Origin of the sequence: Meridianimarinicoccus marinus, from assembly GCF_040689105.1 — a bacterium.
Classification (GTDB): Bacteria; Pseudomonadota; Alphaproteobacteria; order Rhodobacterales; family Rhodobacteraceae; genus Meridianimarinicoccus; species Meridianimarinicoccus marinus.
Genome location: NZ_JBFBVU010000001.1, coordinates 15,260 through 27,063, shown reverse-complemented (window position 1 = coordinate 27,063; position 11,804 = coordinate 15,260). Strand labels below are relative to the sequence as shown.

Annotated in this window: 13 protein-coding genes; 9 read left to right on the top strand and 4 right to left on the bottom strand. The window is 63.1% G+C overall.

Features of this window, described 5'->3' with window-relative positions; all coding sequences use genetic code 11:
- Window positions 1–6: 6 nt before the first annotated feature.
- Both AB0T83_RS00130 and AB0T83_RS00125 read left to right on the top strand, forming a co-directional pair.
- Window positions 7–897 carry a hypothetical protein gene (locus AB0T83_RS00130; protein WP_366190504.1) on the top strand — a complete coding sequence of 297 codons (891 nt, stop codon included), beginning with the start codon at window positions 7–9 and terminating at the stop codon, window positions 895–897.
- 72 nt (window positions 898–969) lie between these two features.
- Window positions 970–1,146 carry a CTP synthetase gene (locus AB0T83_RS00125; protein ID WP_366190502.1) on the top strand — a complete coding sequence of 59 codons (177 nt, stop codon included), beginning with the start codon at window positions 970–972 and terminating at the stop codon, window positions 1,144–1,146.
- A 260-nt stretch (window positions 1,147–1,406) separates the two neighbouring features.
- Here the strand turns inward: AB0T83_RS00125 and AB0T83_RS00120 are convergent, their stop codons facing one another.
- Window positions 1,407–1,676 (bottom strand): hypothetical protein, encoded by a 270-nt coding sequence (locus AB0T83_RS00120; RefSeq protein WP_366190501.1) that lies wholly within the window; start codon window positions 1,674–1,676, stop codon window positions 1,407–1,409.
- Window positions 1,677–1,845: 169 nt separating this feature from the next.
- Here AB0T83_RS00120 and AB0T83_RS00115 point away from each other — a divergent pair, with 169 nt between their 5' ends.
- The gene (locus AB0T83_RS00115; RefSeq protein WP_366190500.1) at window positions 1,846–2,370 is read left to right on the top strand and encodes a PhnA domain-containing protein; all 525 of its coding nucleotides are present in this window, start codon (window positions 1,846–1,848) and stop codon (window positions 2,368–2,370) included.
- On the opposite strand, the gene AB0T83_RS00110 is transcribed toward AB0T83_RS00115, so the two are convergent.
- The gene (locus AB0T83_RS00110) at window positions 2,367–2,792 is read right to left on the bottom strand and encodes an acyl-CoA thioesterase (protein WP_366190498.1); all 426 of its coding nucleotides are present in this window, start codon (window positions 2,790–2,792) and stop codon (window positions 2,367–2,369) included. The genes AB0T83_RS00115 and AB0T83_RS00110 overlap by 4 nt on opposite strands.
- A 222-nt stretch (window positions 2,793–3,014) precedes the next feature.
- Between AB0T83_RS00110 and AB0T83_RS00105 the strand changes: the two genes are divergently transcribed.
- The 3 genes from AB0T83_RS00105 to AB0T83_RS00095 all read left to right on the top strand — a co-directional run bounded on the left by AB0T83_RS00105 (window position 3,015) and on the right by AB0T83_RS00095 (window position 6,273).
- Window positions 3,015–4,235: an argininosuccinate synthase gene (locus AB0T83_RS00105; RefSeq protein WP_366190496.1), complete on the top strand. Its 1,221-nt coding sequence runs from the start codon at window positions 3,015–3,017 to the stop codon at window positions 4,233–4,235.
- 294 nt (window positions 4,236–4,529) lie between these two features.
- Window positions 4,530–5,126: an HD domain-containing protein gene (locus AB0T83_RS00100; protein ID WP_366190494.1), complete on the top strand. Its 597-nt coding sequence runs from the start codon at window positions 4,530–4,532 to the stop codon at window positions 5,124–5,126.
- Between the two features lie 265 nt (window positions 5,127–5,391).
- On the top strand, window positions 5,392–6,273 hold the full coding sequence (locus tag AB0T83_RS00095) for a LysR family transcriptional regulator (protein WP_366190493.1): 882 nt from the start codon (window positions 5,392–5,394) through the stop codon (window positions 6,271–6,273).
- Here the strand turns inward: AB0T83_RS00095 and AB0T83_RS00090 are convergent.
- Together AB0T83_RS00090 and AB0T83_RS00085 are read right to left on the bottom strand one after the other, a co-directional pair.
- Entirely contained in the window at window positions 6,270–6,824 is a 555-nt protein-coding gene (locus AB0T83_RS00090) for an ActR/PrrA/RegA family redox response regulator transcription factor (RefSeq protein WP_366190491.1), read from the bottom strand. The genes AB0T83_RS00095 and AB0T83_RS00090 overlap by 4 nt on opposite strands.
- 62 nt (window positions 6,825–6,886) lie before the next feature.
- Window positions 6,887–7,516 carry an SCO family protein gene (locus AB0T83_RS00085; protein WP_366190489.1) on the bottom strand — a complete coding sequence of 210 codons (630 nt, stop codon included), beginning with the start codon at window positions 7,514–7,516 and terminating at the stop codon, window positions 6,887–6,889.
- Window positions 7,517–7,608: 92 nt separating this feature from the next.
- Between AB0T83_RS00085 and regB the strand changes: the two genes are divergently transcribed.
- From regB to AB0T83_RS00070, 3 genes are all read left to right on the top strand, one after another.
- The gene (gene regB, locus AB0T83_RS00080) at window positions 7,609–9,006 is read left to right on the top strand and encodes a sensor histidine kinase RegB (protein WP_366190487.1); all 1,398 of its coding nucleotides are present in this window, start codon (window positions 7,609–7,611) and stop codon (window positions 9,004–9,006) included.
- Between the two features lie 108 nt (window positions 9,007–9,114).
- Window positions 9,115–10,716 (top strand): PAS-domain containing protein, encoded by a 1,602-nt coding sequence (locus AB0T83_RS00075; RefSeq protein WP_366190486.1) that lies wholly within the window; start codon window positions 9,115–9,117, stop codon window positions 10,714–10,716.
- A 78-nt stretch (window positions 10,717–10,794) separates the two neighbouring features.
- Window positions 10,795–11,730: a YihY/virulence factor BrkB family protein gene (locus tag AB0T83_RS00070; protein WP_366190485.1), complete on the top strand. Its 936-nt coding sequence runs from the start codon at window positions 10,795–10,797 to the stop codon at window positions 11,728–11,730.
- Window positions 11,731–11,804: the final 74 nt, after the last annotated feature.

Below are 11,804 nucleotides of genomic sequence, written 5' to 3'. Positions count from 1 at the left end.
AAAAGCATGTGGCTAAAGAAATTTTGTGACGCTGATCACCTTCCTTCGATTTCCGGCAAGCTTCGACTTGGTACGTTACACGAGTATCGAAAAATCGAGCGGCCTGAACTCCGTGACCCAAAGGAAGGAACACATGAGTGGGTTATAGACTTTCATACGGGCGTTCGGGCGGACATCAAATGGCTGAGTGAAATTTCCCTTGGTGCAATCAACTCTCCACCCTTCGGCCAACTAAGCACACAAGCAATCGTAGGAACCACCATCACCGTTGACCTTGGTGACTATGGGATTAGGGGAACGTTGTCCGTTTACATTGATCAACTACATATTTCCGAAGAAAATGGCAACGATTTCACGGCAACGGGCTTGCTGAAATTCCACTTCAGCAGGCACAATTCTATGATTCTCTGCATGAGCTGGGTAGACGATCCAAGTGCTCATCTCTTCGAAGACTATAACTCAAGTTGGTCCATTGAATTGAAAAAGCGCGACGAATTTGCAGGCTGGATGTGTAGGCACATCAACCAACACATGAGTCTCTTGCAATTTGACGAAAGGTCACTCAACCTTTTGTCGCTCGGACAATCATCCGCTATTAGGGTTACTTGCTCCAACAACCCTGTCGAATATAGAGATCGAAAAATTGAGGTTAAGAATAGGACAGATTTAAACCGCGAAATGATAGTTAGCCTTCTACGCAACGCCGAATTTGTTAAAGATAGAAAGTTCGAGGCAGAACAAGAGTACCGGTTTGTATTTGACTTTGATGCCCCAAGCAACCGCGGGGGAAACCAGAGAACACGCCTTGATACGCGCGAAAGTCCGTACTTCCTTCCTATCAGTACGTTCGGCACATCGTTTTCACCCACATTTTCAAGGAAAAACAACGAAGAATAGTTTGATCCACATCAACCCCACACCATTCAAACATCCATATGCTTGCAGACGACTCAAACCCGGGGACCCCCCATGTTCCGCCTCGCCCTGCTTCTGCACATCGTCATCGGCGCCACCCTTGCGGGCACGGTCATCGTCGTTGCCCTTGTGCTGGGCTATGACACGCTGACCCCGATCCTGATCGCCGCCGGACTCGGCTTTCTTGCCGCCATCCCCGCCAGTATCGTCGTGGCCCGCGCCCTGTCCTGAGACCCCCTGGAATGCGGTCGCCCCTGGTACGGCGGCAATCCCGCCCGGCACCCGTCCGTTGCGGCCTGCAACAGGGCCGTTCAGCGGGTATGCACGCAACCGGCACACGCCTCGCACCACAGTCTGCAAGACGTCTGGGGCTCCGCCCGTTCGCGCCTCAAACGCTCCCCCGGAGCGTTTGCGGGACGGCGCTCACTCTTGTCGAAAATACTCCCGCCGGAGGCACCCGGCCTCTGCCAGATGCGCCCCGGCGGGATCGCTTAAGCCTCCGCCGCGTCCGGGTGGTGGTACAGGAAATGCCGCAGGGTCGCCATCAGCGCCCGTGCGTGATCCGTGTCGCCCGCCTTCAGCGCGGCCTGCACATCCTCGGTGATCTTCTGCTTCACCCCCTGCGGCCCGCCGTGGTGGTGCATGGCGTATTCGCCCTCCAGCGCGGCGGTCAGGATGTCGGTGTGATCGTGCTCGGCCAGCGCGTCGATCTCGTCGCGGGTCAAACAGGTCATGTCTTCGATGTCGTCGAGGGAAATCATGGCAGCCTCCTCTTCCTCCGTCTCCCAGTGTACCAGCCTGGCGCCCGGCCCGCGTTGATGCCGGTCAAACCGGCGCCGGTCCAATTGTCCCGGCCCGACACAGCGCCCTTGCCTTTCCCGGCCCAGCGCGGCACGGCCCCGGTATCCCCGGCCCCGAAAGGACCCGCCCATGCCCTGCCCGCTTTGTTCCGCCGACACCGATCTGACCCCGCATGTGCCCGGCCCCGAGGGCACGCCGTTCCAGGCGGTCGCCCTCTGCGCCCCCTGCCTTGCCCAGATCACCGGCACCGACGCGCCGGACCCGGCCCATTGGCGCGCCCTGCCCACCGCCATGTGGTCCGACGACCCGGCGGTCCAGGTGCTGGCCTGGCGGATGCTGGACCGGCTCAAGGCCGAACCCTGGGCGCAGGACGCGCTGAACCAGCTCTGGCTCGACGACGACACCCGCGCCTGGGCCGAGGCCGGCCGCCACATCGACGTGCCGCAGCATCGCGACAGCAACGGCGTGCCGCTGGCCACCGGCGACACCGTGGTGCTGATCAAGGATCTGCCGGTCAAGGGCGCGGGCTTCACCGCCAAGCGCGGCACCGCCGTGCCCCGGATCTCGCTGGTTCAGGACAATCCCGACCACATCGAGGGCCGGGTCGACGGCCAGCGCATCGTGATCCTGACCCAATTCGTGAAGAAACGTTAATCGGCGTCTTGCAGGAATTGCTCCAGCCGGTCGCGCACCGCCTCGGGCATCGGCGCCGAGGCGCGCGTCACGGGGTCGAAAAACACCTCGACCAGATCATAGGTGGCGTGCAACACCCCGGTTTCGGCATGCAACATCCGCAGGTGAAACCCGCAACTGCGCGTGCCCAGCCGCGACACCGCCCCGTCGATCAGGATCAGATCGCCGGCCACCAGCTCCTTGACGAAGCCGGTGGTGGCCTGGGCGGTGACGCAATGCACCCCGTGCTCGGCCATCATCTCGGCATAGGACAGCCCCATGCAGGTCCAGATGTGATAGGTGGCATCGTCGAAGAACGGCGCATAGTGGCGCACGTTCATATGTCCGAAATGATCGTGATGCCACGGATGCACCACGCCGCGAAAAAGCTCCAGCCGTGCCATCGGCCCCCCTGTCCTTGCCAATCGTGCGCCCCGGATCCCGGACGCCCCGACCCAGCCTAGCGGCAGCGGCGGCCCCGCGCCAACCCCGCGCCCAGCCATACAGCTGCCATACCTTTTCCAGACGCTTTCCAGACCCCGCCTCTTGGCCGCCGTAGCGCCGCCTTGCCCCGCCCCCTAAACCAGAGTAAACCGCGCCGAATTCGTCATTTCGGAGTCTCCCCCATGTCCGCGCCCAAGAAAGTTGTTCTGGCCTATTCCGGCGGCCTCGACACCTCGATCATCCTCAAATGGCTGCAAACCGAATACGGCTGCGAGGTGGTCACCTTCACCGCCGATCTCGGACAGGGCGAGGAACTGGACCCGGCCCGCAAGAAGGCCGAACTGCTTGGGATCAAACCCGAAAACATCTATATCGAAGACCTGCGCGAGGAATTCGTCCGCGATTTCGTCTTCCCGATGTTCCGCGCCAACGCGGTCTACGAAGGGCTGTATCTGCTGGGCACCTCGATCGCGCGGCCGCTGATTTCCAAGCGCCTGATCGAGATCGCCGAGGCCACCGGCGCCGATGCCGTCGCCCACGGCGCCACCGGCAAGGGCAACGATCAGGTCCGGTTCGAGCTGTCCGCCTACGCCCTGAACCCCGACATCAAGGTCATCGCCCCCTGGCGGGAATGGGATCTGTCGTCGCGCACCAAGCTGCTGGAATTCGCCGAGGCACATCAGATCCCGGTGGCCAAGGACAAGCGGGGCGAGGCGCCCTTCTCGGTCGATGCCAACCTGCTGCACACGTCGTCGGAGGGCAAGGTTCTGGAAGATCCCGCCGTCGAGGCGCCCGACTATGTCTACCAGCGCACCACCAGCCCGGAGGATGCGCCTGACACCCCGGAATACGTTGAAATCACGTTCGAAAAGGGCGACGCGGTGGCCATCGACGGCACCGCGATGTCGCCCGCCACGGTGCTGACCAAACTGAACGAGCTGGGCGGCAAGCACGGCTGTGGACGCCTTGATCTTGTAGAAGGCCGCTTCGTCGGCATGAAGTCGCGCGGCATCTACGAGACCCCGGGCGGCACGCTGCTGCTGGAAGCCCATCGCGGCATCGAACAGATTACCCTCGACCGAGGTGCTGCGCATCTGAAAGACGAATTGATGCCGCGCTATGCCGAGCTGATCTACAACGGCTTCTGGTTCGCGCCCGAGCGCGAGATGCTGCAAGCCGCCATCGACAAGAGCCAGGAGCATGTGTCGGGCACCGTACGTCTGAAGCTCTACAAGGGCTCCGCCACCTGCGTGGGTCGCTGGTCGGATCAGTCGCTCTATTCCGAGGCGCATGTGACCTTCGAGGACGATGCCGGTGCCTACGATCAGAAGGACGCGGCGGGCTTCATCAAGCTCAACGCTCTGCGCCTGCGCCTGCTGGCCACGCGCAACCGCAAAGGCTGATTGCCGGGGGCCGTGCCCCCATTCCCGCCGGGGCGCCTCTGGTCAGCACCGGATGCCTCCGGCGGGAGTATTTTCGACAAGAAAAAGTGAGCGCCGTCCCGCAAACGGTGAGGCGGATCAGAAAAGGCGCCAGTGGCGCGTTTTCCCGCCAAACGGGGAGCGTTTCAGTCGCGAACGGGCGGAGCCACAGCCGTCTTTCAAGAGCATTGCCGGATTCTGCCCGGAATTTCAGGCGCGCGCCTTGCGCCGCGCCGCGGAACCGGCGAGAACAGACGGGCAACACAGGATCACCCGATGCCCAAAGCTCCGCCCCGTGCCTGGCAACGCATGCTCTCCGGCCGCCGTCTGGATCTGCTCGACCCGACCCCGATCGATATCGAGGTCGAGGACATCGCCCACGGGCTGGCCTTCGTGGCGCGCTGGAATGGCCAGACGGTCGGCGACTACCCCTATTCGGTGGCCGAGCATTCGCTGCTGGTTGAGGAGATTTTTGGCCGCATCGCGCCCAAGGCGCCGGTGAAGTGGCGGTTGGCGGCGTTGTTGCACGACGCTTCGGAATACGTGATCGGGGATATGATCTCGCCGGTGAAATCCGCCGTCGGACCCGGTTACGGCGCGATGGAGGCGCGGCTGACCGCCGCCATTCACACCCGCTTTGGCCTGCCAGCGGACTTGCCGATCTCGGTGAAGAAGCAAATCAAGCGCGCGGACCGGGTTTCAGCCTGGCTGGAGGCCACGCGGATCGCCGGGTTTTCCGAGGCCGAGGCGGCGAAATTTTTCCGTCCGCCTCCACCCGATCTGATCGACGGGCTGGAGGTCTGCCTGCGCCCGCCGATCGAGACCCGTGCGGCCTATACCGCCCGTCACTCGGCGCTTCTGTCGCGTCTCTGAGCGTTCTGCGCCGGGTTCCGGCCCAGCGGGCGGCTGTACCAGAGGATCTCAAAATCGAGCCGACGGGCTTCGTCGCTATGCGCCCTGCGGCGCAGTTCGTCCGGATCCTGTGCGCCGGGATTGCGCGTTGCCGTGCGCAGGCTGTGTGCGAGTATGCCTAACATCGAACATCTCCGTTCCTTGTGTATGGGCCCTCTATGCCCTCATCTGCGCGATTCCTGAAATCTCAATTGTTTTTCAGATGTAAGTTGAGCTAACAAACGGCATGAACTGGAAAGACATCCCGTCGCTGTCGGCCCTGCGCGCCTTCGAGGCCACGGCCCGCCACGGCAGTTTCTCGGGCGCCGCGCGCGAATTGAACGTGACCCATGCCGCCATCGCCCAGCATGTGCGCGCGCTGGAGGCCGAATTCCGGACCCAGCTTGTGCTGCGTCAGGGCCAGGGCATGGCGCTGACCTCGGCGGGGCAGGATCTGGCCGGGGATCTGTCCGAAGCCTTCGGCACCCTGGCAAGTGCCGTCACGCGGCTGCGGCGGGCCGAAGGCGACCGCCCGGTCCATGTGACCCTGACGCCGTCGTTTGCGGAAAGCTGGCTCATGCCGCGGCTGGGCGGCTTCTGGTCCGCCTATCCCGAGATCGACCTGATCCTGCATCCCAGCGCCCAGGTCAGCGATCTGCGGCGGGACGAGATCGACCTTGCGGTCCGCTTTGGACGGGGCGACTGGCCGGGGCTGGTCACCTCGCGCCTGCTGGAATCACCCTTCGTGGTGGTGGCCAGCCCGGCCTATACGCAAGGCGCGCAGACGCTGGTCGATCTGGGCGACCCGCGGCAGCACAGTTGGTTCTTCCCCTCGGTGGCGCCGGAACTTCAGGTCTGGGGGCTGGCGCTGGGTCTGGATTTCGACGAGATCCCCTATCGCGACCTGCAAAGCACCGCCCTGGTTCATGCCGCCGTGCGCGAAGGCTATGGCCTGTCGATCCAGGCGCAAAGCCTGGTCGAGCGGGAAATCGAGAGCGGCAAGCTGGTGGCGCTGGAACAGGGCGACAGCGCCGGTCTTGGGTATTACCTGGTGACCCGCAACGGGCCGGTGCCGCCCAAGGTGCAGCAGGTGATGGCCTGGCTCAGGCGCCAGGCCAAGGGGTTCTAGCGCGGGCTGCGCTTGGCAAGAATCCGCTGCAAGGTGCGGCGGTGCATGTTCAGGCGCCGCGCGGTTTCCGACACGTTGCGGTCGCACAGCTCATAGACCCGCTGGATATGTTCCCAGCGCACGCGGTCCGCTGACATCGGGTTTTCCGGCGGCGGCGGCAGTTCATCCTGCGGCGCCAGTAGCGCGTTCATGATGTCATTGGCATCGGCCGGTTTCGACAGATAGTCGGTGGCGCCGATCTTGACCGCGGCCACCGCCGTGGCGATGGCGCCATAGCCGGTCAGAACCACGACCCGGCAATCGGGACGCTTTTCGCGCAGCACCTCGACCACATCCAGACCGTTGCCGTCTTCCAGCCGCAGATCGACCACTGCATAGGCGGGCGGGCGGGCGGTGGCGATGGCCTTGCCGGCGGCGACCGAACTGGCACCTTCGGCGGTGAATCCGCGCTTTTCCATGGCCCGCAACAGGCGCCGCAGAAACGGCTCGTCATCATCCACCAACAACAGCGAATTGTCTTCACCGATTTCACGCAGCTGCGTTTCCGACATGAGCCTCTCCCGATCTGTAGGTCAATTTGGTCTAGCGCCTTGGTTTCGGAACGTCAATTTACTCACATGCCGCCTGTTGCATCCACGAAGCAGGCGACGCGGTCCGCCATCTGCTGTGGCGAGACATCGCGGCGGAAGAAATCGACAAAACCGTGTTCGGGGAACACCAGGTAGGTCATGGTGGTGTGATCGACCAGGTAATACGGATCATCCTTGTCACTGTGCGCCTTGTAGTAAGTCTTGTACGCTTGGCTGGCCGCCTTGACCTGTTCCGGGCTGCCGGTCAGGCCAATCATCCGGTCGTGCAGGTTGAAAGCGAATTCGCCGACCACTTCGGGGGTGTCGCGCTCCGGATCAATCGAAATGAAGATCGGCGTCACCGCGATGCCGCGTTCGTCCAGGATGTCCACGGCCTCGACATTGCGGGAATTGTCCAGCGGGCAGACGTCCGGGCAGAAGGTATAGCCGAAGTACAGAAGCGACGGCCCGGTGATGACATCGGCGTCGGTCACGGTCTGGCCGTCCTTGTCCAGCAGCTCGAAGGGACCGCCGATATCGCCGCCGGCAACCTGCCCTTCGCGGCATTGCGCGAACAGATCCTGATCGGCGCGCGGCAGCAGGACATAGGCCACGCCCACCCCCAGAAGAACGACCACGAGGACAGAGGCGAGGATGGCGAAGAGCCGGGTCATGACTATGGTCCTTTCACATTCGGAATCCGGTTTGCATTGCCGGTGCGGCCTCGTAACCTCTGGCAACGCGCAAGGCCAGCTTCGGAACAGATATGACTTCAGAAAGCACGCTCAACCCCTTCAAGTCCGAGGCTCGCAGCCATTGGATCCGTCTGCGCACCCTGATCGTGCTGCGCTGGATCGCCATTTGCGGACAGCTGGCAACCATCACCTTCGCCCAGATCCTGGTGGATATCGATATCCCGCTGGGCCTGTGCTACCTGGCGGTCAGCGCCTCGGTCCTGTCCAATTTCGTCGCCATGTTCGCCTATCCGCAGAACAAGCGGCTGACCGAGGGCGAAGTGGTGTCGATGCTGCTGTTCGACATCTCGCAACTGTGTTTCCTGCTGTATCTGACCGGCGGACTGAACAACCCGTTTGCCCTGCTGGTGCTGGCGCCGGTGACGATCTCGGCCTCGGTGCTGCGGCTGCAATCGACGGTCATCCTGGGCGGATCGGCGCTGGTGCTGATCACGCTGGTGGCGCTGTTCCATGTGCCACTGCAAACGCGGCAGGGCGAGATCATGGAGATGCCGGGCTATTTCCTGTTCGGTTTCTGGATCGCCATCGTCACCGGGCTGAGCTTCATCGCCGGCTACGCCCGCCGCATCAGCATAGAGATCCATTCCATGTCCGAGGCGCTGCTGGCCACCCAGATGGCACTGTCGCGGGAACAGAAGCTGACCGATCTGGGCGGGGTGGTCGCGGCGGCGGCGCATGAACTGGGCACGCCGCTGGCCACGATCAAGCTGGTCAGCTCGGAACTGCTGTCGGAACTGGAAGACCCTGATCTGAAGTCCGACGCCGAACTGATCCGGGATCAGGCCGACCGCTGCCGGGACATCCTGCGGTCGATGGGGCGCGCCGGGAAGGATGACAAGCACCTGCAATACGCGCCCATCGACACCGTCATCCGCGAGGCCGCCGACCCCCATATGGCGCGCGGCAAAGAGATCCATTTCACCGCCTCGCCGGATGTGGATGGCGACAGCCAGCAGCCGACGATCACGCGCCAGCCCGAGATCATTCACGGGTTGCGCAACCTGACCCAGAACGCGGTGGATTTTGCCCATGGCAATGTCTGGATCGACGCCCGCTGGAATGCCCGCACCATCCGCGTGAAGATCAGCGACGACGGCGACGGCTATCCCGCCCATGTCATCGGCCGGCTGGGCGATCCGTTCCTGCGCCGCCGCCGGTCCGAGGCCGAACAGGCAAAACGCCCGGAATACGAAGGCATGGGGCTGGGGCTGTTCATCGCCAAGACGCTTCTGGAACGCACCGGCGCACATCTGGATTTCTACAACGGCTCGGACCCGTTCCTGCTGTCCAACGAGCGCCCCGAACGTTCGGGCGCGATTGTCGAAGTCAGCTGGCCGCGCGAGCAGGTCTCGACGGCCGAGGACGAGAAACTGGGTGCTTTAGGACACAATCAACGAATAGAAACGTGATTTCTTAGTGATTTCCTTACCTGAATTGACGGCTTAACTTTCCGTTAATGGGCTGTGGTCAGTCTTTTTCTGAAAGAGAGGCTTATTTACGCGCCTCGCGGGATCGGAATGCTTAATCTGACGACTCTTCTGGCCAGCACGGTAAGCTGCGTGGTCACGGGCATCGCTGTCTATGTGCTGGCGCGCAAGCCCGGCGGCGCGCAGGTGCCGCCGCGGCCGTTCCTGTCGGACACGCGGGCCGATGACGTGGTGTTCCTGTTTCGCGGGCGCCTGCTGGTGGATGCCACCGACGCGGCGCGCACGCAACTGCGCTCGACCCCCGTCGAAACCGACGACCTTGGACGCTTCGTTCTGACGTTTTCGCATCGCTTCGAAGGCATTGAAACCGCCCTGCGCGAGGCGACCGAGACCGACGGCTTCCAGTTGGCAGAGGTGCCCGACGACCCCGACAGCCTGCGCCTTGTCGGCGAGGTTGTGGACGATTGCCTGCGCATTCGTCTGGATGACCCGCTGCGCGACAGCCGCTCGGAGACGTTGGCGCATTACAGCATGGCTGCCATGCGCGCCGAATTGTTCACCCTGCGCACCATTGCCGAACGCTCGCCAATCCCGACATGGAAGAAGCGCGACGACGGGCTGATCATCTGGGCCAACAGCAGTTACATGACGCTGGCGCAGGCGGTTGCCGGTGACGAGGAACTGTCGGCATGGCCGCCGCCCGATGTTTTCGACTCGGTGCCAATCCCGGATCTTGAAACCGTTGACCTGTCGCCTGCCCGTATTTCGCTGGCAACAGCCACCGACACCGAAGCCTGGTTCGACGTGATCGTGCTGCCCGGCGAGATCGAAACCCTGTTCTTCGCCCTGCCCATCGACAAGCTGGTGCGCGCCGAGAACGCCCTGACCGAATTCGTCCAGACCCTGACCAAGACCTTCGCGCATCTGCCCATCGGGCTGGCGATCTTCGACAAGAAGCGCAAGCTGGCGCTGTTCAACCCGGCGCTGGTGGATCTGACCGGTTTGCCGCCGGACCAGCTGTCCAGCCAGCCCTCGCTGCATGGATTTCTGGATGCGCTGCGCGACCGTCAGCGCATTCCCGAACCCAAGGACTATAAAAGCTGGCGCATGAAGATCGCCCAGCTTGAGGCCGACGCCGCTGACGGCACCTTCGAGGAAACCTGGCATCTGCCCAGCGGCCAGACCTACCGCGTGTCGGGCCGCCCCCATCCCGACGGGGCGGTTGCTTATCTGTTCGAGGATGTGTCCTCGGAAGTGTCCATGACGCGCAGCTACCGGTCCGAGATCGCGCTGAGCCATGCGGTGCTGGATCATCTGGAAGCGGCAGTGGCGGTCTTCTCGTCCGCCGGAGTGCTGAAACTGACCAACCAGGCCTATGACGACCTGTGGAACAACGGCCTGGCGCCGGCATCTTCGGAAATCGGCATCGGCGAGGCCATCCGCGACTGGGCCGCCCGATCCCTCTCGGGCGCGGGGCTGGAAGCGATCCGTGGACTGGTGCTGCAGTCGGGGGACCGCAGCCAGATCGCGCGCCCGTTGATCTTGCGCGACGGCACCCCTTTGACCTGTCGTGCCCAGCCCATCACCGGCGGCTCCACCTTGGTGACCTTCGACCGCACTCAGGACATGGCCAGACTTCCCGCCGTTCCCACAGAAAGCGAACCCGGCCCGCCGGGACAGGCCGCCGTCTGAGCACAAGCCGCGCCGCTACCTCGCACTTGCCCGTGCAACCCGTTAGGCTTGCCGCATTGGTGCTGGTGGAGTGACGTGATGTTTGCGCGACTGAAAACGACCTGGGCGATCCTCAGGGGCATGCAGAAGCGGATCGTGGCCGCCAACCTGACCCTCGTGGCGGCGGGCAGCGCGTTCTTTTCGATGCTCTCGCTGTTTCCCGGGATCGCCGCCGTGGTCACCCTGCTGGGTCTGGTTGCCAATCCCGCCATTGTCGAACAGCAGCTTTCTATCGTGGCGGATTTCATTCCCGGCGCGGCCTTCGACCTGATCAAGGACCAGGTCCTCCGGCTGTCGGCATCGGGATCGTCAACCCTGGGATGGGCCACGCTGGCCTCTGTCCTGACCGCCCTGTGGTCGGCACGGCTGGGCACCGACGCCATCATCAAGGCGCTGAACGCGGTGTACGGCACACCGATGCGAAGCGGGCTGCGAACCTATGCCGTGGCGCTGACCATCACATTGGTCCTGATCCTTGTGGTCATCGTTGCGATCCTGGCCATGGTGGTTCTGCCGCTGGTCCTGGCCTTCCTGCCGCTGGGGCCTTTCGCCGGACTGGCCCTGGATGCCGCGCGATGGGCGGTGGCACTGGCGGTGGTCTTTTCGGGCATCTGGGTGCTGTACCGCTTCGCCCCGACCAGCCAGGCGGCACGGGTCAAGTGGCTCAACGGCGGCGCGGTTCTGTCGGTGCTGGTCTGGGCAACAGCAACCCTCGCCTTTTCGTATTTCCTGCGAAATTTCGGAAACTACAACGAAGTCTATGGCTCCATCGGCGCGGTTATCGCGCTGCTCATGTTTCTGTATATCACGATTTTGACCGTTCTTCTGGGCGCGGCGCTGAATGCCGAACTGGCGGCATGGCAAAAGAAGAAAACGCAGGAATCGCTTGTTTCTGCACCGCAGAAAGATCCTTCCGCTCCCTCGTCCCCCAGCCCCACGGCACTTCCCGAACCGCAAGAAAGCCCGCAAACCTGAAATGTTCGTAGTCAGACGTGACAGCGCCGCCACTTGCGCGGATCGTGACGCAACGTACAAGGTTTGCCGGAACA

What these genes read in the sequence shown, in the direction of transcription:
- AB0T83_RS00105 (WP_366190496.1), top strand. Translation starts at nt 3,015, where the DNA reads ATGTCCGCGCCCAAGAAAGTTGTTCTGGCCTATTCCGGCGGCCTCGAC.
- AB0T83_RS00075 (WP_366190486.1), top strand. Translation starts at nt 9,115, where the DNA reads ATGCTTAATCTGACGACTCTTCTGGCCAGCACGGTAAGCTGCGTGGTC.
- AB0T83_RS00125 (WP_366190502.1), top strand. Translation starts at nt 970, where the DNA reads ATGTTCCGCCTCGCCCTGCTTCTGCACATCGTCATCGGCGCCACCCTT.
- AB0T83_RS00085 (WP_366190489.1), bottom strand. Translation starts at nt 7,516, where the DNA reads ATGACCCGGCTCTTCGCCATCCTCGCCTCTGTCCTCGTGGTCGTTCTT.
- AB0T83_RS00130 (WP_366190504.1), top strand. Translation starts at nt 7, where the DNA reads ATGTGGCTAAAGAAATTTTGTGACGCTGATCACCTTCCTTCGATTTCC.
- AB0T83_RS00120 (WP_366190501.1), bottom strand. Translation starts at nt 1,676, where the DNA reads ATGATTTCCCTCGACGACATCGAAGACATGACCTGTTTGACCCGCGAC.
- AB0T83_RS00095 (WP_366190493.1), top strand. Translation starts at nt 5,392, where the DNA reads ATGAACTGGAAAGACATCCCGTCGCTGTCGGCCCTGCGCGCCTTCGAG.
- AB0T83_RS00070 (WP_366190485.1), top strand. Translation starts at nt 10,795, where the DNA reads ATGTTTGCGCGACTGAAAACGACCTGGGCGATCCTCAGGGGCATGCAG.
- AB0T83_RS00115 (WP_366190500.1), top strand. Translation starts at nt 1,846, where the DNA reads ATGCCCTGCCCGCTTTGTTCCGCCGACACCGATCTGACCCCGCATGTG.
- AB0T83_RS00090 (WP_366190491.1), bottom strand. Translation starts at nt 6,824, where the DNA reads ATGTCGGAAACGCAGCTGCGTGAAATCGGTGAAGACAATTCGCTGTTG.
- regB (WP_366190487.1), top strand. Translation starts at nt 7,609, where the DNA reads ATGACTTCAGAAAGCACGCTCAACCCCTTCAAGTCCGAGGCTCGCAGC.
- AB0T83_RS00110 (WP_366190498.1), bottom strand. Translation starts at nt 2,792, where the DNA reads ATGGCACGGCTGGAGCTTTTTCGCGGCGTGGTGCATCCGTGGCATCAC.
- AB0T83_RS00100 (WP_366190494.1), top strand. Translation starts at nt 4,530, where the DNA reads ATGCCCAAAGCTCCGCCCCGTGCCTGGCAACGCATGCTCTCCGGCCGC.